Annotated in this window: 20 protein-coding genes and 1 tRNA gene; 14 read left to right on the forward strand and 7 right to left on the reverse strand. The window is 64.0% G+C overall.

Annotated elements, in window-relative coordinates:
* Window positions 1–8 precede the first annotated feature (8 nt).
* Complete coding sequence (locus tag BcanWU425_RS09250; protein WP_204512186.1) at window positions 9–1,652, reverse strand: flagellar hook-length control protein FliK; 1,644 nt, start codon at window positions 1,650–1,652, stop codon at window positions 9–11.
* 348 nt (window positions 1,653–2,000) lie between these two features.
* On the opposite strand from BcanWU425_RS09250, the gene mnmA reads away from it, so the two are divergent.
* From mnmA to BcanWU425_RS09275, 5 genes are all read left to right on the forward strand, one after another.
* Window positions 2,001–3,182: a tRNA 2-thiouridine(34) synthase MnmA gene (gene mnmA / locus BcanWU425_RS09255; RefSeq protein ID WP_018453891.1), complete on the forward strand. Its 1,182-nt coding sequence runs from the start codon at window positions 2,001–2,003 to the stop codon at window positions 3,180–3,182.
* Window positions 3,183–3,260: 78 nt separating this feature from the next.
* A complete protein-coding gene (locus BcanWU425_RS09260) occupies window positions 3,261–3,899 on the forward strand; it encodes a class I SAM-dependent methyltransferase (protein ID WP_204512185.1) in 639 nt (212 codons plus the stop codon).
* 44 nt (window positions 3,900–3,943) lie between these two features.
* The gene (locus BcanWU425_RS09265) at window positions 3,944–4,300 is read left to right on the forward strand and encodes a hypothetical protein (RefSeq protein ID WP_063994841.1); all 357 of its coding nucleotides are present in this window, start codon (window positions 3,944–3,946) and stop codon (window positions 4,298–4,300) included.
* 352 nt (window positions 4,301–4,652) lie between these two features.
* Window positions 4,653–4,729, forward strand: a tRNA-Met gene (locus BcanWU425_RS09270).
* 331 nt (window positions 4,730–5,060) lie between these two features.
* On the forward strand, window positions 5,061–5,330 hold the full coding sequence (locus tag BcanWU425_RS09275; protein ID WP_204512184.1) for a hypothetical protein: 270 nt from the start codon (window positions 5,061–5,063) through the stop codon (window positions 5,328–5,330).
* A gap of 104 nt (window positions 5,331–5,434) precedes the next feature.
* Here the strand turns inward: BcanWU425_RS09275 and BcanWU425_RS09280 are convergent, their stop codons facing one another.
* From BcanWU425_RS09280 to BcanWU425_RS09295, 4 genes are all read right to left on the reverse strand, one after another.
* Window positions 5,435–6,163, reverse strand: a complete 729-nt coding sequence (locus BcanWU425_RS09280) for a DUF72 domain-containing protein (RefSeq protein ID WP_018453911.1) — start codon at window positions 6,161–6,163, stop codon at window positions 5,435–5,437.
* 45 nt (window positions 6,164–6,208) lie between these two features.
* The gene (gene ku, locus BcanWU425_RS09285) at window positions 6,209–7,138 is read right to left on the reverse strand and encodes a non-homologous end joining protein Ku (RefSeq protein ID WP_204512183.1); all 930 of its coding nucleotides are present in this window, start codon (window positions 7,136–7,138) and stop codon (window positions 6,209–6,211) included.
* Between the two features lie 957 nt (window positions 7,139–8,095).
* On the reverse strand, window positions 8,096–8,995 hold the full coding sequence (locus tag BcanWU425_RS09290) for an SMP-30/gluconolactonase/LRE family protein (protein ID WP_204512182.1): 900 nt from the start codon (window positions 8,993–8,995) through the stop codon (window positions 8,096–8,098).
* A 58-nt stretch (window positions 8,996–9,053) separates the two neighbouring features.
* Entirely contained in the window at window positions 9,054–9,713 is a 660-nt protein-coding gene (locus tag BcanWU425_RS09295) for a GntR family transcriptional regulator (RefSeq protein WP_026232625.1), read from the reverse strand.
* 226 nt (window positions 9,714–9,939) lie between these two features.
* Here BcanWU425_RS09295 and BcanWU425_RS09300 point away from each other — a divergent pair, with 226 nt between their 5' ends.
* From BcanWU425_RS09300 to BcanWU425_RS09330, 7 genes are all read left to right on the forward strand, one after another.
* Window positions 9,940–10,956, forward strand: coding sequence for a TRAP transporter substrate-binding protein (locus BcanWU425_RS09300; protein ID WP_018453915.1), 1,017 nt, complete (start codon window positions 9,940–9,942; stop codon window positions 10,954–10,956).
* Between the two features lie 76 nt (window positions 10,957–11,032).
* Window positions 11,033–11,542, forward strand: coding sequence for a TRAP transporter small permease (locus tag BcanWU425_RS09305; RefSeq protein ID WP_085393958.1), 510 nt, complete (start codon window positions 11,033–11,035; stop codon window positions 11,540–11,542).
* 61 nt (window positions 11,543–11,603) lie between these two features.
* The gene (locus BcanWU425_RS09310) at window positions 11,604–12,884 is read left to right on the forward strand and encodes a TRAP transporter large permease subunit (protein ID WP_085383158.1); all 1,281 of its coding nucleotides are present in this window, start codon (window positions 11,604–11,606) and stop codon (window positions 12,882–12,884) included.
* Between the two features lie 32 nt (window positions 12,885–12,916).
* Complete coding sequence (locus BcanWU425_RS09315) at window positions 12,917–13,411, forward strand: type II 3-dehydroquinate dehydratase (protein WP_204512181.1); 495 nt, start codon at window positions 12,917–12,919, stop codon at window positions 13,409–13,411.
* A gap of 14 nt (window positions 13,412–13,425) precedes the next feature.
* Window positions 13,426–14,082: a hypothetical protein gene (locus BcanWU425_RS09320; RefSeq protein WP_204512180.1), complete on the forward strand. Its 657-nt coding sequence runs from the start codon at window positions 13,426–13,428 to the stop codon at window positions 14,080–14,082.
* A gap of 335 nt (window positions 14,083–14,417) precedes the next feature.
* Window positions 14,418–14,579: a DUF2934 domain-containing protein gene (locus BcanWU425_RS09325; RefSeq protein ID WP_018453920.1), complete on the forward strand. Its 162-nt coding sequence runs from the start codon at window positions 14,418–14,420 to the stop codon at window positions 14,577–14,579.
* Window positions 14,580–14,847: 268 nt separating this feature from the next.
* Window positions 14,848–15,135: a DUF2934 domain-containing protein gene (locus BcanWU425_RS09330; RefSeq protein WP_085394208.1), complete on the forward strand. Its 288-nt coding sequence runs from the start codon at window positions 14,848–14,850 to the stop codon at window positions 15,133–15,135.
* Window positions 15,136–15,420: 285 nt separating this feature from the next.
* On the opposite strand, the gene BcanWU425_RS09335 is transcribed toward BcanWU425_RS09330, so the two are convergent.
* Window positions 15,421–16,152 (reverse strand): DUF3750 domain-containing protein, encoded by a 732-nt coding sequence (locus BcanWU425_RS09335; protein WP_018453922.1) that lies wholly within the window; start codon window positions 16,150–16,152, stop codon window positions 15,421–15,423.
* A 121-nt stretch (window positions 16,153–16,273) separates the two neighbouring features.
* On the opposite strand from BcanWU425_RS09335, the gene BcanWU425_RS09340 reads away from it, so the two are divergent.
* Window positions 16,274–16,534 carry a hypothetical protein gene (locus BcanWU425_RS09340; protein WP_007595982.1) on the forward strand — a complete coding sequence of 87 codons (261 nt, stop codon included), beginning with the start codon at window positions 16,274–16,276 and terminating at the stop codon, window positions 16,532–16,534.
* Between the two features lie 159 nt (window positions 16,535–16,693).
* Here BcanWU425_RS09340 and BcanWU425_RS09345 read toward each other — a convergent pair whose 3' ends face one another.
* Entirely contained in the window at window positions 16,694–16,924 is a 231-nt protein-coding gene (locus tag BcanWU425_RS09345; RefSeq protein ID WP_018453923.1) for a hypothetical protein, read from the reverse strand.
* Here BcanWU425_RS09345 and BcanWU425_RS09350 point away from each other — a divergent pair.
* Window positions 16,923–20,039, forward strand: coding sequence for a DEAD/DEAH box helicase (locus BcanWU425_RS09350; protein WP_204512179.1), 3,117 nt, complete (start codon window positions 16,923–16,925; stop codon window positions 20,037–20,039). The two genes, BcanWU425_RS09345 and BcanWU425_RS09350, sit on opposite strands and share 2 nt — an antisense overlap.

Raw genomic sequence — 20,039 nt, forward strand, 5'->3', positions numbered from 1 at the left:
AATACTCCTCACACTCTGATGTCGACGCCGCTGCTCGATCCGAGCATGCGGCCGTAGCTGCGCCCGACCGGGGCCGCGGGAACTGCGTCCTCGTCGCTGACGATCAGCCGGCGGGCATTGCCGCCATTGTCGTTGTTCTGGCCGGAGTTCTGGCCCGATGAATTCTGGTCGCGCAGACTGAAGGACAGCCCGTTGCTGCCGGTCTTCAGGCCGGCATCGTCGAGCGCGCGCTGCAATTGGGGAGCGTCTTGCCGCAGCATCTGCAGCGTCTCCGGCTTCTCGACGGTGAGATGCGAGGTGACCTGTCCGTTGCGGTCGACATTGATGCGGACGTCGATGCGGCCGAGGTCGAGCGGATCGAGGCTGATGTCGAACCGGGTCTTGCCCGCGCGTGCGGCGGCGGCAATTTCGATCGGCACGCCGGTGATCGGAATGGCCGTATTGGTGGCTGCGGTCGCCGTGAGCGTCGCGGTCGATGCGGTCGCGGCCGAAGTCGTATTGGTCAGTGACGCCTGCACGGCCGAGGCCGCCTGCGCGCCGGTGTCGGTGGTGGGGACAGCGGCCTGCGTGCCCGCATGGGGATGCGGTGTCGCAGTCGCCGGTGCCGCATCGGCGGTGCGGTCGGAAGTCCCAGCTTTGGTGTCGCCCGCGTTCGCGTCGATCGGCGGCTTGTCGGCGTGCGGATGCGCCGCGGTGGCGGACGCTGCCGTCGCCGAGGTCTGCGCGGCGTTGGCCTTGCCGGTGTCCTGGCCGATATTGGAAACGTCGCTCGCGCCTTGCGCAGTGACTGCGGCCTTGAACGAGGTTTTTGGCGTGCCCTGGTCGACGGCGGCGATCAGGCCGCCATTGGTCTTGGCATCGGCCGCGGTCGAATCGGTGGTCCCGGTCGCGGCATCGGCCAGCACTGCCGAGGTGTCGGCATCGACCTTGGCGCTTGCGGTCTTGGCGGTCTTGTCGCCCGGCGTCGCGGTATCGGTCTTGGTGCCGGCGATCTGCGCTGCGATAGATGCGCTGGCGGCGATGCCGGCGGCGGCAATCGTCAGCGGCGAGGCGGCGGCGCCGGCCACTTGGTTTGCAGCCGCGTTGGAATCGACCGGCACGGCGACCACGAGTGCATTCGGATCGGGTACGGCGGCCTGCGTCGCGTCGACTTGCGCGGCGGCGGCGGTATCGACGGCGGCGGCGAGGCCATCGATGCCGCCGGCCTTGTCCGCATTGGTCTCGTCGGATTTGTCCGCAGATTTGTCGGCCGATTTGGCGTCGGACGCCTCCGGCTTGTCCTTGGTCTTGCTATCAGCCTTGGCCGCATCAGCCGTCGAGTCGTTCTTGGCGTCGCTCTTGGCGTCGTTCTTGATGTCGTTTTTGGCGGGCGCGGAATTGTTGGCGTCGTCGCTGGCCTTGCTCTGCGAGGACTGGTCGCTCGCTGAGCGATCGCGCGGGCTCTTGTCGGAGGCGGAGGACGAGGAATCGGTGCGGCGCGGGGAGTCCTGCACGGAGGACGCCGCGCTGTCGCTGATCGCCTGGGTGTTGCTGTCCACCAGCGAGCCAAAGGAGTCGTTGGACCTGTCTTTCGGCGCTTGCGACCGGGCAGGCTTTTGCTGCGCGCTTGGGACTTGCACGCTTGCCACGACATCTGACGTTCGACCGACCACAGGCAACCCCTTGGAAACATCTTCGCCATGAGAGGTAGCAAGGAGCGGGCCACCCTTGTGGGTAGGAATTTTACCCAATCAAATCAATGCGTTGACGAATTCGCGCCCCGCCGCGGAGCCTCCCAAAGCCCCGCCATTTCTGCCTCCCCGGCAAGAATTGCCGTAAACCTTGCGGGGTCCGTGATTGCTTCACCGGAAGGCCGCCTATATTAAAGAGAGAGCTCTCAACCGCTTTCGACCGGGCAGGCCGCGCCCTTCGGGAACTCTCGGTTCCCGGGGATTGCCTTTGTCCCGCCGGAAGCACCCAGCGGATCGCCCAGCGCCGCCGTCCACAACGCTTTAAGGCCCATGCTCAACAGTCTGGATCTCGAAGGCCGTCCTGAGGATACCAGGGTCGTCGTTGCCATGTCAGGCGGCGTCGATTCATCGACGACGGCTGCGCTTTTGAAGGCGGAAGGCTACGACGTTGTCGGCATCACGCTGCAGCTCTATGACCATGGTGCGGCGACCCATCGCAAGGGCGCCTGCTGCGCCGGCCAGGACATCCATGACGCCCGCGACGTCGCCGCCAAGCTCGGCATTCCCCATTACGTGCTCGACTACGAGGATCGCTTTCGCGAATCCGTCATCGACAATTTCGCCGACAGCTACGCGCTCGGCGAGACGCCGGTGCCGTGCATCGAGTGCAACCGCTCGGTCAAGTTCCGCGACCTCTTGAAGACCGCGCGCGAGCTCGGCGCCACCGCGCTTGCCACCGGCCATTACGTTGCCTCGCGCCGCCGCGACGACGGCTCGCGCGCGCTGGTGTGTGCCGCCGACGCCGATCGCGACCAGAGCTACTTCCTGTTCGCGACCACGCAGGAGCAGCTCGATTATCTGCGCTTTCCGCTCGGCGACATGACCAAGCCCGAGACGCGCGAGCTGGCGCGGCGCTTCGGTCTTGCCGTCGCCGACAAGCACGACAGCCAGGACATCTGCTTCGTGCCGACCGGGCGCTACACCGACATCATCACCCGCCTGCGGCCGAACGCGATGGACCCCGGCGACATCGTCGATCTCGACGGCCGCGTGCTCGGCCGGCACAACGGCATCGCCAATTTCACCATCGGCCAGCGCCGCGGCCTCGGCATCGCAGCCGCCGCGCCGCTGTTCGTGGTGCGGCTGGAGGCCGCCAACCGCCGCGTCGTCGTCGGCCCGCGCGAGGCGCTGAAGATGCACCGCATCGTGTTGCGCGACGTCAACTGGATCGGCGATGGCGACATCGACCGCGCCATCGGCAATGGCCTCGAAATGTTCGTGCGCGTGCGCTCGACCCGCGCGCCCCAGCCGGCGTGGCTGCGCGGCGCGAACGGCCATTACGAGGTCGAGCTCGTCGCCGGCGAAGAGGGCGTTTCGCCGGGACAGGCCTGCGTGTTCTACGACGCACCTGGCGGCCAGGCCCGCGTGCTCGGCGGCGGCTTCATTCAAAGCGCCGCCGCGAAGGCCGCAAGCAGCACGACGAGGCCGCTCGCAGAAGCGGTCCGCGGCTAAGCGCATGATCCGGAAAAGTGTGCAGCGGTTTTCCGAACAGATCATGCGCAAAATAAGAATCTAGGCAGGGCAGGGGGCATGGCAGCAGACATCTCGCGGGCCGGGGTCGAGAAGGCCTATGGCCGCTGGGCGCCGGTCTATGATCTCGTGTTCGGCAAGGTGTTCGACGCCGGCCGGCAGTCGACCATCGCCGAGGCCGATCGCATCGGCGGCCGCATCCTCGACGTCGGCGTCGGCACCGGGCTGTCGCTCTCCGACTATGCGCGCACCACGAAGATTTGCGGGGTCGACATCTCCGAGCCGATGCTGCGCAAGGCGCAATCGCGCGTGCGCGCGATGCGCTTGAGCAATGTCGAGGTGCTCTCGGTGATGGATGCGAAGAACCTCGCCTTCCCCGAAAACTTCTTCGACGCGGTGGTGGCGCAATACGTCATCACCGCGGTGCCCGATCCCGAAGGCACGCTCGACGAGTTCGTGCGCGTCTTGAAACCCGGCGGCGAGCTGATCCTCGTCAACCACATCGGCGCCGAAAAGGGTTTGCGCAAACTCTCCGAGCTGGCGTTTGCGCCGCTTGCTCGCCGCCTTGGCTGGCGCCCGGAATTTCCGTGGCAGCGCTTGGTCGACTGGGCCGCAAAACACGGCGGCGTTACGCTTGCCGAGCGCCGCCCGATGCCGCCGATGGGCCACTTTTCGCTGATCCGCTACCTCAAATCGTGATCGGGGGTGCGGAACACGCGGGCTGACCCGCGCGTTTCCCTCCCATGCGCACGACATCAAACATCATTCTGGCCAGCCTCCTGATCGCCGCCTCCGGCAGCGCGATCGCGCAGGCTCCGCCCGCCCCGGCGACGCCGCCGCAAGCGACCGCGCCGCCATCCCCGCAGCACGCGACCAATTGCACGCCGCAGGATCGCCCGAACCGCTCGGCCGACGGCACCACCACCGGCCAGTCCCGGGAACCGCTCGGCGACAAATTGGCAAAATCGGACGGCGTGCTCTGCCCGCCCTCCGGCGTAGATCCCGAGATGCACGCCCCGGCGCCCAGCACGAACGGCGCCATGCCCGTCATCCCGCCCCCCGGCAGCCCCGGCGGCGACCCGACGGTGCGGCCGAAATAGCTCGTCGCGCCGAAGCCTTGGCGTAGGCGGAGCCTGTTCCGCATCCCAATCTCGTCGTCATGCCCGGGCTCGTCCCGGGCATCCACGTTTTTGTGGCCGCCCGCAAAGGTCGTGGATGGCCGGGAAAAGGTCGTGGACGGCCGGGACAAGCCCGGCCATGACGAATCTGGCCCGAGATTCGGCCCCAAAACACACCCATCCATTCCTGTCCGCGGACTTGTCGCGCCGTCGCCTTGGCGAAGGCGGAAGCTTTAGCCAAAGCGGAAGCAAACTCGGATTGACAGCCCGCCGCCCCCTTCCTTATATGCCGCGCGTTCGCGAGATCGGCTTGTTTCGGCCCTCGCGACCCTGTGGCGGGGTAGCTCAGCTGGTTAGAGCACGGGAATCATAATCCTGGGGTCGGGGGTTCGAGTCCCTCTCCCGCTACCAAAAAATCAGGCACTTCCTGCTAACCTGCGATCCTCGGACTCTCTTGGTACCACATTAGTCCCACCAATTCGCAAGCTGGCGAGCATGAAGCTACGCGCTGCGGAGGGGAAGACGGCGGGGTACATTTAGCGGTTTAGCGCCCGGAGTCGAAGCGTGGCCGCTTCTCAGCGGGCAGAACCCTACGGCTGAGCCGTGCTGCAGCCGACGCGATTGTGCCAGAGCCGCGGAACACGGGGACAAACCTCAGCTCTGCCGATTGCGAATCCCTGCTGCGTGCTAGCCTCGGAACGAGAAGACGGGCCAACGATTCGTCCGGGCAGGAGCAAGCTCGATGCTGATGACGAAGGAAAGACGGCCGGCGACCCGAACGCTGCGCGGATGGGCGCTCAGCGTGCTGCAGGAGGCGGGCGCCATCTACGAATGCGAGGAGCATGGCTGGGCGAAGGACCGGGCCGACCCGCATGCACGCGAGCACGCATTGGATATAGCCAGGCAGGAGCCACCCGAGGGCTTATCTGCGGATCAGGCCGTCGGGCAAGTGCGCGAGGTTTTGCATTCGATCGGCGATACGTGCCCGGAGTGCCCGCCACGTCCCGATTAGGTCCCCTGCGCTGTCGCGCCGCTCGAATGGCGTGCGAGCCTCAAACGCCTTTGGCAAACTTGGACGACGTAACGGATATCAGCGGACTATTGCCAAAAGGCCCTTCAAGCGAGCAAGTCTAGTGCGTTCTCGATCGCTGCGCCGGCTGCGGTGTTGTCGAAGATGCACCAGGTCTCACTAGATGACGACGCAGCACCGAGCCGCAGCTTCAGCGATCGCAGGAACGCCCCGTCGTACGCGGAGTAGTAAATGCGCGGCGCTCCATGCAATCGAAAATAGCGCAGACTAGGCCACCCGCCCGGCAGGTCGGCATCGGTCCCCCGCGCCGGATCCGCGGCGACACGGGCAATCCGACGTTCCCCGAGCCAGGCGCCGACCTCGGGCGTAAACCAGCTGACGTGACGCGGCTCGCACGCGAGAGCGGCTGAGGTCTTTTCCTGCAGCGCGCGGAACAGGAACTCCGCATCGGACTCAACGAACATTTTGCGAGGCGCAAACTGAACGAGCAAAACCCCGAGCTTCGCACCAAGTCCGGCGCTCTCTTCGATGAACCGATCGAGTTCACCCTGCGCAAGCTGTGACGAGTGAGTAACAGACTTCGGCACCTTTACCGAAAAGCGGAAATCATCTGGCGTCGCGTTCGCCCATTTCTCATAGGTCGAACGCCGGTGCGGCTTATGAAATGATGAGTTGATCTCGGTGGCGTTCAACACCCGCGCGTAGCGTTCAAGCTGGCTACCTACCCCGCCAACTCTTTCCTTGCAGACTCGCGGAACATTCCATCCCGCTGTGCCGAGCCGCAGCTCAGCCTTGACATGCGCGGCCTCTTCCATGTCAGTCCGAAACTGCCATCGGGTATCACCGGATGTTTCACAATCTCACGCCGACTTCCGCCGCGTCCCTGCTGTCGGCTTCTTCGCCGCCGCTTCCTTAGCCAGCTTCTTACCGGCGATCGGCATCAGCATCTCCTTCTGAGCCGCGGCAGCCTTCTTCGTCTTCTTGGCAGGCTTTTTCGGAGCCTCGGTCTTTGCTGCTGCCCCGCCGACGCTCTTGCGTAGCGCGTCCATCAGATCGACGACGTTCTCGCCTTTCGGCCGATCCTTCGGCACGATCGGCTTGCCGGTGCGCTTCTGGTTGATGAGCTCGATCAGCGCGCTTTCATAATGGTCCTCGAACTTCTCCGGCTCGAATGATCCCGCCTTCTGGTTCACGATGTGCCTGGCCAGATCGAGCATGTCCTTCGTCACTTTGACGTCCTGGATCTCGTCGAAGTATTCCTGCTCGCTACGAACCTCGTAGGGATACCGCAGCAAGGTGCCGACCAGACCCTTGTCCATCGGCTCGAGCGCAATGATGTGCTCTCGGTTGGTGAGCGCCACGCGCCCGATCGCAACCTTGTTCATCTCGCGGATGGTCTCGCGGATGACCGCGAAGGCGTCGTGGCCGACTTTTCCGTCCGGACGGATGTAGTAGGGGCGAATTAGGTAGCGCGGATCGATCTCGGCCTTGTCTACGAACTCATCGATCTCGATGGTCCGCGTGGATTCCAGCGCGATCTCCTCAAGCTCCTCCTTGGTCACCTCGATGAACTGGTCCTTCTCGAGCTGGTAGCCCTTAACGATGTCCTCGTTGGGCACCTCGTCGCCGGTGTCGGCGTCGACTTTCAGGTACTTGATCCGATGACCGGTCTGACGGTTGAGCTGGTTGAAGGAGATCTTCTCGCTCTCCGACGTAGCTGGGTAGAGCGCCACGGGACAGGTGACCAACGAGAGACGCAAAAAGCCTTTCCAGTTCGCGCGGGGGGCCATGGTACGCAAAACTCCATAAGGGGACTTGGACTCAAGACGAACGGCGCGACACAGTTCCGACACCGCCCGCAGGTGTCCACCGCAAATTGATGCTAGATCCCGGTCAAGCGCCCGGAATAGATGGCGGGCAGTCTTAACCCAACGAACAAAATAAGAACGTGTATCGGTGACGCAATCCCTGGCACTCCGCGGTGATTAGACCTCTGTGGAAAACGGCCAATCCCTTGCTCTAGGGAAGCGGCAACCCAGCCCGTCGGGCAACACACCCTTCTCCCGTCAATCCCTCTCCGCAAAAATATTCCACTTTACCGAAATTCGGAAACGGCGTATGTGTCGCTCATCCTTGAGGGGCGATCTCGTTGTCGTCTTGATTGCGAGCCGGGCTTGCGATGGACGCGGCAGCGTCGGTACGAGATGGTGCGGGCAGGGCGGGTAGACCCTGTGAGCCCGCAACCGCGTGCGGACGAGCGGCGCTGCTAGGCTTCGTCTCGCCTGTAAGTTTTCGGCTTCGTCGACAGGGCTGGAAAAACTGCGGCGAAATGGCGGGCCGTGCGTACGGCAAAACCGTGTGGTCCTGGCCGTCGTTGCTACGTCAAGCTTTCGCGGAGGTGTGTGCGAGCCCAACCGGGCAGACAGCATCATCCAAATTCGCGAGGCGAGGGAGGCCAAAGAGAACTCGGCTCCCGGGAGAGCACGGCATAAGCCGTCCAACCGTCGCGCAGGGAAGGCCGAGTGATTGGCTACACCTGTATGCTGCTGTGCGGTTTTCCTGCGTGTGCTTTTCGCGCAGCGGACCGCGGGTGCCAGCCGGCACCCGGCCTTCCCTGCGCCCTCTTGGATATGAGGGCGGAGTGACGAAGCAAAGCTCGGGCGAAACGCGCCGCGAGAACGAGAAATCATGTCCGCTGTTTGAATGCCTGGTCGCGTCATGTGCCGCGACGTCTCGGTGGCAGGCGCTCAGGATGAATTGCCGAAGCGATGCTCTGGAAGTCCCTGTGCAATGCCATCAATGGCCAGAACATGACCCGCCTGGGGTTCGCGGCCCAGTTGCTCGCGATCAAGAAACTTTCTCGCCGTCGTCACGAACAGGGTCTTCAGATCGGCTCCGCCGAAGCATACGCAGGTCGGATTGGTCGCCGGCACCGGAATGACGGTATCGATCCGGCCGTCCGGCCGATAGCGCACCACCCGGCCGCCGGAGAAGAATGCGGTCCACAGTCCGCCCGCAGCGTCGATGCACGCGCCGTCGGGCCTCTCGCCGGAGGCGCTGTAATCCGCGAACAGCCGTCTGTTGCTAATCGCGCCGTCATCGAGATCGAAGTCGAACTGCCAGGTGCGGTAACGCCTCGTGTCCGTGAAGTAGAGCGTGCGATTGTCGGGCGAGAACGCGATGCCGTTCGTCACGATGACATCGCCGAACATGCGCGTTGTCCGGCCGTCCGCGTCCACCCGATACAGCGCTCCGTTCGGCCGATGCAGCTGGTTGTCCATGGTGCCGATCCACAGCCGGCCCCGCGCGTCGACGCGCCCGTCGTTCAGGCGATTGTCGAGGCCGCTTTCGACCTCGCAGAGCTGACCTGGAGGATCGTCATCGAACGCGCGGCGATAAAGCCTCAGATCCTGCGCGAGCAGGTGGGAGCCATCCGCCGTCAAGGCCTGACTGCCGAGGAAGTTGCATGCGTACGGAATAACCTGATGCGCGCCTGTCGCCGGATCGAAGGATTGATGCAGCCGCCGGTCGATGTCGACCCACCACAGCTTGCGGGAGCTGTCGCACCACAATGGCGTTTCGCCGAGGATGTCGCCTGTGGCGACCGCGGTCTCGACCCGATGCGCGGGAATCATGTCAGGAGTCATCCCGAAATCCGATTGCAGCGACGAGCGCTCTCTCCGAACGACGTCAGGCCGCGGACGATCAATCCTCGTTCCAGGAGGCGAGGGCGTGCGCGACGCACCCGTTGATGTGGTCGGTAAGCACGGTTTTGGCGCCTTTGATGTCGCGCTTGAGGGCGCATTCGAGCAGCGCCTTGTGCTGGTTGATCGTCTCCGCGCCGCGGTAGCGCAGCGCATAGCGGAAATATTTGTCGAACACGATCGCGTGGGTCTGCATCAGCTCGCGCGAGCCGCAACTCGAGATGAGAGCCTGGTGGAATTCGCCGTCGTAGCGTTTGCGCAGCTCGGGATCGTCCCCCTCCTTGAGGACGGTGCGTTCGGTGGCCGCCAGCTTGTGATGCGCGGACACCACGCGGCCCTCCCACTCGACGTCGCCGGCACGAAACGACTCGGCCATTGCATGCTGCTCCAGCAGGATGCGCAGGCCGGCGAGTTCACGCAGGTTCTGGATGGATATCGGCGCCACCTCGAAGCCGCGCTGGCCCTCCGCGACCACGAATCCCTCCGAGGTCAGCCGATTGAGGATCTCGCGCAGCGTGGAGATGCTGACGCCGTAGTCCTCCTTCATGGCGTCGAGCTTGAGACGTCCGGACGGCGTCAGCACGCCGAAAATGATGTCGGATCGAATCCGCTGATAACCGCTGTCGCCCGCCGACAAAGGGCGCCCCTCGAGTGACGTCATGCTCTCCGATCCCGCAATATGCGCGCAACGCCCGTGGTGGGCGGCCGAACCATCACTGTTACCAGCAATATAGCAGACGCCTACCAACAGACGTAATCAAAAATATCAGATGAATTGCGATTTATCATTTGACCAAAAAATGTAGTTATGTTTTTTGATTGACCTGAGGGTGCAGAAAAGAATGGCTGAAGCCGCCGTCGTGCCCCGATCGAACAGGGAGGTCAAAATGAGCTTGTTGGTACGGGCGCTGTCTGCGACGGCGATCTGCGTGGCGCTGACGGTCGGTGCATCCGCTGAGGACATTCAGGAGCGCACGATCAGGTGGGGACACCTGAACAACACCGATCACCCCGTCAGCGCGGGGGTGCAGAAATTTGCGGAGATCCTGCTGGCGAAGAGCGGGGGCAAGATGAAGATTCGTGAGTTCGCGGCCTCGCAGCTCGGCAACGAGCTGCAGCAGCAATCCGCGCTACGCGGCGGCACGCAGGAAATGCTGTCGGCCTCGACGACGTCGCTCGCAACCGTCGTGCCGGAGTTCGGCCTCATCGACTTTCCATTCATCGTGAAGACCATCGAGCAGGCGGATGCTCTCGGCACCGGAAAATTCGGCACGTCGATGCTCGATACGTTGCCGTCGAAGGGATTGATCGGTCTGGGCTATTGGGGCCTCGGCTTCCGCAACGTCACCAACAGCACGCGGCCGATCACCAAGGTCGAGGATTTCAACGGCCTCAAGCTCCGCGTCATTCCGAACCCGGTCTATCTCGAGACCTTCGGATCCTTCAAGGCCAATCCCGTTCCGATGGCCTTCGGCGAACTCTATTCGGCGCTGGAGACCCGCACAGTCGACGGCGAGGAGAACCCCTTCACGGTCATTCTCTCCAACAAGTTCTACGAAGTGCAAAAATACGTTTCCGCCACCAATCACACCTTCACCCTGAACATCATCCTCGTGAGCAAGGCGTTTTGGGACAAGCTCTCGCCGACCGAGCAGCGCCTGATGCGCGAGGCGTACGAGGAAAGCCGAGGCTATCAAAAGGAGCAGACCCGCCTTCAGACTGAAAAAGCCCTCTCTGAATTGCAGGCGAAGGGCATGCAGTACAACACCGTCGCGCCGGAAGAGCTCGATCGGATGCGCAAGACGGCGCAGCCGGTCGTCGACAAGATTGCCGCCAATCTCAAGCCGGAGGCGGTCAAGCTGTTCAACGACGAGCTCGATCGCATCCGCAAGGACGTGAAATAGTCGACCTCGTCAGCATGCAAGAGGCAGAGCCGGCCAGTGGGCCGGCTCTGAACCCGACTTTGCCCGGACGGCACGCATGGCGCGAATTCTCGACCTCTATTGCACCCTGCTGAAGGGCATCATCGCCGCATTTCTTGCGGTGATGGTGGTGCTGGTTTTCGGCAACGTTGTCCTGCGCTACGGCTTCAACTCCGGTATTGCGATTTCCGAGGAGCTGTCGCGCTGGCTCCTGGTCTGGCTGACTTTCCTCGGTGCGGTCGTGGCAATGCGTGAGCACGCCCATCTCGGCGTCGATAGCCTTGTGCGGATGCTGCCGGCTTACGGCAAACGCATCTGCTTCATCGTCAGCTACGTCCTGATGCTGTTCGCCGACTGGCTTCTGCTCTCGGGAAGTTGGCGGCAGACGATCATCAATATCGACGACCGCGCGCCGGCGACCGGCCTCTCGCTCGGCATCTTCTATGGCGTCGGCGTGATCTTCGGCGTTTCGGCCGGAGTGATCCTTCTCTACGACCTGTTCCGCGTCATTTCCGGACAGGCCAGCGAAGCCGACATGGTAGCCGTCAGGGAATCGGAGGAGCACTGATGCTGTCTCCTCGTATCGTGCCGCCCGGCGCTCACATCCTGAAAATCACCGGGATCATGCCATGACGATTGCCGTCTTCACCCTCTCGCTGCTCGGCGCCATGGCGCTGGGCATGCCGATCGCCTTTGCGCTGATCGTCTGCGGCGTGGCCCTGATGAGCACGATCGACATGTTCGACGCGCAGATCGTGGCGCAGAACGTCATCAACGGCGCGGACAGCTTTCCGCTCATGGCCATTCCCTTCTTCATGCTCGCCGGCGAGGTCATGAACAAGGGTGGTTTGGCCAAGCGAATCGTCAACGTTGCGCTCGTCGCGGTCGGCCATTTTCGCGGCGGCCTTGGTTACGTCACGATCCTCGCGTCCTGCATCCTTGCGTCGCTCTCGGGCTCCGCGGCAGCCGATGCCGCGGCACTGGCTGCCCTGCTGGTGCCGATGATGGTGGCGGCGGGCCACAAGAAATCCTATGCGGCGGGTCTGGTCGCGGCCGGCGGCATCATCGCGCCCGTGATTCCGCCCAGCATCGGATTCGTCATTTTCGGTGTCGCCGCGGGCGTGTCGATCTCGAAACTGTTTCTGGCCGGGATCGTCCCCGGGCTGTTGCTCGGGGCGGGGCTCTGCCTGGCCTGGTGGTGGGTGGTCCGCCAGGAGAACCTGACGCCCCCGCCAAGAGCATCGCTCTCGGAAATGGTGAAAGCGGTGGTCGACGGCTTCTGGGCGTTGATGCTGCCGGTCATCATCGTGGTCGGCCTGCGTTTCGGCATCTTCACGCCGACGGAAGCCGCAGTGGTCGTCGCCGTCTATTCGCTGTTCGTTGCGACCTGCATCTATCGGGAATTGAAGCTGTCGCAGCTTTACGAGGTGTTCGTCTCCTCGGCCTTGACGACGAGCATCGTCATGTTTCTCGTGGCAGCCGCGCTGGTGTCGTCCTGGCTCATCACCGTGTCCGAGATTTCGGCACAGATCGTCACCCTGCTCAAGCCTTTCATGGGCAACAACACGCTCCTGATGCTGGCGATCATGGTCGTGGTGGTGATCGTGGGGACGGCTCTCGACATGACGCCGACCATCCTCATCCTCACGCCGATCCTGATGCCGATCGTCAAGGCGGCGGGCATCGATCCCGTCTACTTTGGTGTCCTCTTCATCATCAATAATGCGATCGGCCTCATCACGCCACCGGTCGGTATCGTGCTGAACGTGGTTTGCGGCGTCTCCAGGATCAGCATGGAGGACATCATCAAGGGCGTCTGGCCCTTCTTGATTGCGCAACTGATCGTCCTGTTCGCGATGGTGCTATTCCCGGGGCTGGTGACGATCCCGGCCAAGTGGTTCAGCGGCTAGACGCGTCGGCAACAAAAGAAGGACAAGCCAAAATGGCCGCAAGGATCATGATCCTCAACGGACCCAATCTCAATTTCCTCGGCATCCGCGAGCCCCACATCTACGGCTCGACGACGCTCGGGGAGATCGAGGCGAGCTGCAAGGCGCTGGCCGACCAGCTCGGGGTTTCGATGTCGTTCCATCAATCGAACATGGAGGGCGAACTCGTCAGCCTGATCCAGTCCGCCCATGGCAACGCGGACGCCATCATCATGAACCCCGCGGCCTATTCATTCACCTCGATCGCGCTGATCGATGCGCTGAAGATTTTCGAGGGTGTAAAGATCGAGGTGCATATCTCGAACATCCACGCGCGGGACGAGCTGCACCGCCACTCGATCACGTCGAGCGCCTCCACGGCAGTCATTTGCGGCCTGGGTCCCTATGGTTATCTCGCCGCGATGCTCGCGGCGGTCCAACGGCTAGGGCAATTGCCTGCGACCATCGCGCCAGCTCTGCACCGGCTTGCGGCCGGCGGCAAGGCGTAGGCATGGAGGGCGGGATGCGCGGCACGGGATTTCTCGCCATCTGGAGCGACGTCGAGGCTCACGACCTGACCGACTACCGGCACTGGCTGACGCGTGAGCACACGACCGAGCGCGTGACGACGAAGGGCTTCCTGGCATCGCGTGTCTTCCGCGCGGCAAGGGACGACATCAACCGCTTCTTCATTCTGTACGAGCTGGGGACGCCGGAGGTCCTCGACGGCGAGGCTTATCTGGCGCGCCTCAACGCACCGACGCCGTGGTCCCGGCGCATCATGCCGAAGCTTGGCAATTTCATGCGGGGCGGCGGCGTCATGATTGCGCGGGGAGGGCGGGGCGAGGGCGCATCGATCGTGCCGCTGCGGATCGAGACGTTGCCGAAGGATCCCCAGGGTCTGGCTCAGGCGCTCGTTGCGTGCGACGGGGTTGCCGCGGTGCAGATCGGCGCGACCGACGAGGCGCGGACATCGGTGCGGACGACCGAGAAGGGCATGCGGAAGAACGAGGGCTTTTTTGCCGGGCTTTTGCTGATCGAGGCGCTCGACGTCGCGTCGTTGCAGGGCGCCTTGCGGAAAGCCGCGGAAATTGCCCCCGACGTCATGGCCGGGGCGAGCGAGCCGGAAGTTTATCAAAGCATGTTTGCGCTCGAGGCCCGTATCGCAGATTTCGGCTGATGACAACGTTCTCGCTCGCCGCGGTGACTTGCTCGAGCTTGCGCCGCCTGCTGCCCGACGTCAGATTCGTCTGGATTGCTGGCTGACGTGGCATCCCGATACCTGAGGAACGCTCCGCGTCAGGAGTGCACCGCTCCATCCCGAGGCCTGTAAAGGCGGCGAGAGCGGGCTTCGTTCGAGCTCGCGTGTTCGCCGCTCCGGGCTAGGAACTCTTGCGCACCATCGAGGCTTGACTCAGCGGGCCAGCGTCGCCGCCGATTTGCTGGCCTGCACGGCCCCGCCTCCAAGCCCCCATACCCCCCAGGGTGGGGCCGTGTCTCTTCGCAGGAGATGCAATGCCGGAGCCGACCGATCACGACATCAGAGAACGCGCGCACCGCTTGTGGGAACAGGCGGGCAAGCCGGAAGGCCGCGAGGACGAGTTCTGGCACGCGGCCGAGCAGGAGTTGCGCAACGAGGACAAGTCGAACCCGATGCGGACGCCGGATACGCTGTGACCAACAAGGGCTGCCCATTCTGCCACGGTCTGGGATGGGTCTGCGTAAACCATCCGCTCCGCGCCTGGAGCGAGGAATTGGGCGGCTGCCGCTGTGGTGAGGGCATGCCCTGCACCTGCAACACGACGGAAGATCCCGAAACAAGAGTGGTGATCGTCGAAGCTGACACGACCTGGCATTGAAGGCGGAACAGAAGCCTTCCAGCAGGAATTGAGGTTGTGAGCAGCACGGGCTGCGACGCAGGCCGGTGGCTACGGCGGGGTTTGCGGTGGATGAGCAGCAAAAGATAGAGCACCAGATCGAACTCGCAACGCGAGCGGCTGCGCTCGTTAAAGACGAAACCACCGTCCAGCGATTCAGGAGTTTCGCCGAGGAGCTGAAGCAAAAGCTCCTTCGCATGATGCGGCGCGGCAAGGTACGAGCGCGCGCGTACGAGCTCTGGGAGCAGGCCGGTCGCCCGGCCGATCGCGATGTGGAGTTCTGGGTCGAAGCGGAACGGCAGATCGAAGAAGAGCGCGATCAGCGGAAGCTTTCGGACTCCTCAGACAAACGATAGTAGCTGGCGCTGCCGGTAGCCACATCGGCAGCGAACAAGCTCGGCCGCGCGTTCCTGGACAGAGAAAAAGCCGCCGAGCTCTTCACCCTGGCGGCTTCAAAAGTTCGTAGCTGTTGGTCGCCTCTCCAGCCTCATGCGTACCGCCGTTACCTTGTTTGCGGCCATGCAGGATCAATCTACGCGACGGCGCTCGATTCTGCTGTGACCTGAAGCACACATTGGAAGGACGATGTGTCGGGAAGCCTGGGAGGGCACCGACTTTGATGGGACGGCCCCGTCATTGGCCTATGCGCCGGCCGCGACACCGAGGCGGCCTATGCCTGGAAGCTTCAGCGCGGGGCGGCGGATGTCGAGGCCGAGCACCGCGCCGAGGAAATTGATCTCGACCCCTTCGACCCAGCCGATGGTCATGCCGAGATAGCCCGACAGCGAGGCGTAGAGCCCGGTGCCGGACGCCGTGATGCCGGCCCAGCGTCCGCTGTAGGGAAAGTCCTTGCCGATAGCGGTCGGCGGCAGCACGGCACGCAGCTCGGGAACAGCATCCAGCGCCGCCTGCACGAAGGTGTTGGAATTCGGTCCCGGCCAGGCGCTGTAGTCGCCATAGGCGCGGAACTTGTAATTCTCGATGACGGCACGGATCTTCGGAATCAGCGCTTCGGCCCGCGCGCCATCGACGGCGACCACCGTTTCCGGGAGGGCTCCGAACCAGCGGCCGTCGGGCGGAAAGCCGTTGCTGCGAACAGGGTCGCCCCAGGCCGTGTAGTCGTATCGGCTATAGGTTGTGGCGCCCTTCTCCTTGACGACGATCCAGGTGTGGACGGCAAAAATACTGCGCCAGCGCACGGTGCGCGCGGCGAACACTCGGATCAGCGCATCCGGATTGGCCGATGCGGGCGGCAGCAGGCCGGCGCTGGAGCGATCCGCCGTCTGCCAATTGCCGCGGCCGTCGCCGCGCAAATAATAGCGGCCGGCCGACACGCCGATCGGCAGGAAGATCAGCAGCAGGAACAGAATCAAGGATTTCCTCAAGGGCAAACGGCGATCAGGCGGGACGATGCCACCAATATAGTTCGCAAGGCACGCCGCGCCAGCGCTCTCCTGCTCTTGCATTCGGGTGGTGCGGCCATATGTTGCGTCCATGAGGAAGTTGTCGCTCGTCGAGGACCAGGCCATCCAAGCGCGAATCGCGTACATCGCGGGCGCCGAGATTTTCGATCGCCTCTTCGCCGGCATCCGGTTCGACGAAATCGACGGCAATCTGCTGTTTGCCATTGCCAGCGACGAAGACTGCGCGGCCGAGATCGAGGACGAGTTCTCGCACCAGCTCGCTGTGGTCGCCACGCACATCCTCGCGCAGAGCGTGGACGTGGTCGTCGTGCTGCCGAAGGTTCTGCAATAGCCGCCTGCCCGTTAGCCTTTTGCCCGTTCAGGCCGCTTGCCTTTGCCCCCTGTCTCTGCTTTTCAACGCAATTGCAAAATTGTAATGACGTCAGTGGGCGCTCAAGCCCGAGGCGCGTTATCGACGGAGCTCGACGGGAGGGCTCGTCGTCGCTCGCCTCTATTTGCGAAACAAAGTTGGATACACATTGGCGCCCACCAGCAAAGCCCGGGCCACGACCGGCGCGATAAAGACAAAAAGCAAGAGCTCGACAAGCGTAGGCTCGATAAGCAAGAGCGCGAAGAGCACGAGTTCGAAAAGCAAGAGGTCGAAAAGTACCAGCTCGACAAGCAAGCGCCCGGACAAGAGCGCCTCGCGTTCCGCGGTCGCCTCCTCATCGCCGCTCGGCATGCTGGCGCTGCATCTGCTCGAGCAGTGGGAGAAGTCCGGCCGCGACGGCCTCGTCTTCCTCTGCGACGACGAGAGTAGGGCGGAGCGGCTGGGCGGCGTGATCCACGCCCTCGATCCCTCGGTCGACGTGCTGGTGTTTCCGCGCCTGAACACGCTGCCCTTCGACGGCCTCGAGCCCTCCCGCGAGATCGCGGGCCGGCGCAGCTCGGTGCTGCGGCGTCTCGCCAAGACAAAGAAGCCCGTCTTCCTGGTGTCCACCGCGGAAGCCATCATGGAACGGCTGCCGCTGCCGGCGAGCTGGTCGCGATCGAGCCTCACGCTGAAGGTGGGCGCGCCCTATTCCGAGACCGAGCTGGAGACGCGGCTGGAAGCTCTCGGCTACGATCTCGACGAAGAGGCGGAGTATCCGGGCGGTGTCCTGTTCCATGGCAAGACGTTCGAAGTGTTTCCCGCCGGCGCACTCGCTCCCTTCCGGATCGAGCATTCCGGCGACACGATCCGCAAGATCGTCGCGGTTGATCCTATCGAGCACGAGGTCGTCTACGAGACCCCGGAATTGATCATAGATCCCATGTCCGAGCGGATCGCTCTGGGAGCTACGCGCGGACAGCGGGCGACACTGCCTGATTATTGCAGCCGCGCGCGATGGATCGCGGATGCCGGGGTATCGGCTCACGCCGAGAGCTGGCTGGGCACGATCGAGGACGCTGCCGGCCGCAGGGATGCGGAACGCGAATATCTGGGGCAGGCGGACTGGAAGCAGCTGAAGAAGCGCATCAGCGTGCTGCCGCGCAAGACGGCCTTCATCTCGACGCCGGAGTTCTCGAAGCTGGCCTCGCCTCGCAAGGCGCTTCGCGCCTTCGTCGCCGACATGCAGCGCGGCGGATCGCGGCTGCTGTTCGTCGCGGCCGTCGAGGACGACCTTCGCGCGATGGAGCGCATGAGCGGCATCAAGGCGGAGCGCCTGGCCGATTGGAGCGAGGTGACGAAGGCACGGAGCCGCGAAGGCGCGCTGCTGGCCGATTTCGACGCGGGGTTCATTGGCGCCGGCCGCAAGCCGCTCGTCGTCGTGACCGCGTCCGACGTGCTCGGCAGCCGAGCCCATCATCCGCAGCCGATGGCGCGCGCCTGGAATCCGGCTTTCGATCATCCCGACGTGCCGGAAAAGGGCGCCGCTATCGTCCATCTGCAACGCGGGCTCGCCGTGCTCGATGGCTTGCAGACCCTGGATATGGGCAAGGGATCGCGACGCGAGATGATCAGGCTCAAATTCGCGGGCGACAATGCCGTGCTCGTACCGCCCTCCGATCTTGCCGTGATCTGGCCTTATGCCGGCGAGCCCGGCAAGCTGACGCTGGACAAGGCGGACGGTAGCAGCTGGTGGGCGCGGCGCACCGAGGCGGAAGCGGAAATCCAGGTCGCCGCCAAGGCGCTCGCCAAACACATCAGCCAGCGCCTCCGCCGTCGTGCACCGAAACTGGTGCCGCCGGGGCCGGCTTACGAAAAATTCGTCGCGCGGTTCCCCTATTTCACGACAGTGGACCAGGCCCAGGCGATTCAAGACGTCCTCGACGATCTTGCGGCGGGCCATCCCATGGACAGGGTGATCTGCGGTGACGTCGGCTTCGGCAAGACCGAGGTCGCGCTGCGGGCGGCGGCCGCAGTGGCGCTGTCCGGCAAGCAGGTGGCGATCGCGGCGCCGACGACCGTGCTGGCGCGGCAGCATGTCGAAACCTTCCGCAAGCGATTCGGCCCTCTCGGCATCGAGGTGGGAAGCCTGTCGCGGGCCAGTTCAGGCCCGGAGACGCGAGAGACCAAGGAGGGGTTGCGGCGCGGCACGCTGAAAGTCGTGGTCGGCACGCAGGCGCTTGCGGCAAAGGACGTGAAGTTCGCCGAACTCGGCCTCGTCATCATCGACGAAGAGCAGCATTTCGGGGCGGCCGAGAAGGCGAAGCTTTCAGGCCTCGCCAAGGGGGCCCATTCGCTGTGGATGAGCGCCACGCCGATCCCGCGCACGCTCGCGGCGGGTCTTGCCGGCTTCAGGGACCTCAGCGTGATCGCCTCGCCGCCGGTTCATCGCCTTCCCATCGTGACCAGGATCGCGCCGCTGTCCGATGCTGCCATTGCCGCAGCGCTGCTCCGTGAGCGCAGGCGGCACGGTCAGAGCTTCCTGATCTGCCCACGCATCCAGGATCTGGAGCCGATGCTGGCGCGGGTGCAATCGGTGGCGCCGGAGCTGCGCATCGTCTGTCTTCACGGCAGACTGCCCGTGGACGAGATCGACGATCGCATGATGAGTTTCGTCGATGGCGAGGCGGATGTGCTGCTGGCGACCAATATCGTGGAAAGCGGTCTCGATATTCCGCGCGCGAACACCATCGTGGTGTGCTGGCCCGAAAAGTTTGGGCTTGCGCAGCTGCATCAGCTCAGGGGACGGGTGGGACGCGGCGGCACGCGCGCTTTTGCTCATCTGCTGACGGAATCGACCTCGGAGCAGTCCGAGAAGCGCCTGGCGGTACTGGAGGAGTTCAGCAAGCCCGGGGCCGGCTTTGCGATCAGCGAGCGCGACCTCGACCTCAGGGGCGCCGGCGATCTGTTCTCGGAACAGCAGTCCGGGCATGTCCAGGTGTTCGGACCGGTGCTCTACAGTCATCTGCTGAAGCGCGCGTCCGAGCGAGGCAGCGATACCGGGGCCGATCTGTGGGTGCCCGATCTCAATATGCCGCTCGCCGACATGCTGCCTGAAGGCTACGTGCAATCCGAGGCGGTCCGGCTCGAGATCTATGGGCGCGCTGCCAGGTGCCGGAGCGACGACGATCTGGAAGATCTGGAAGAGGAGATCTCGCGTCGTTTCGGCAGGCTGCCGCCGGAGGCCCGCGACTTCTTCGCCTCCGCCAGGCTGCGGATCGATTGCAAGCGGCGCGGTATCGTCAGGCTCGATGTCGGGCCCGAGGCCGTCGCCGCGACGTTCCTGCCGGGGCGACTACGGAAATCGAGGGCGAAGTCGCAGACGGGGGCGCTGCAGCGCGACGGCGACCGCGTTGTTCACGCCGGCCGCCGCGACCAGGATCCGTTCAGCCGGGTCGAGGAGTTTCTCGACCTGCTGGACGGCTAG

This window comes from Bradyrhizobium sp. WU425, assembly GCF_021052305.1.
Taxonomy (GTDB): Bacteria; Pseudomonadota; Alphaproteobacteria; order Rhizobiales; family Xanthobacteraceae; genus Bradyrhizobium; species Bradyrhizobium canariense_D.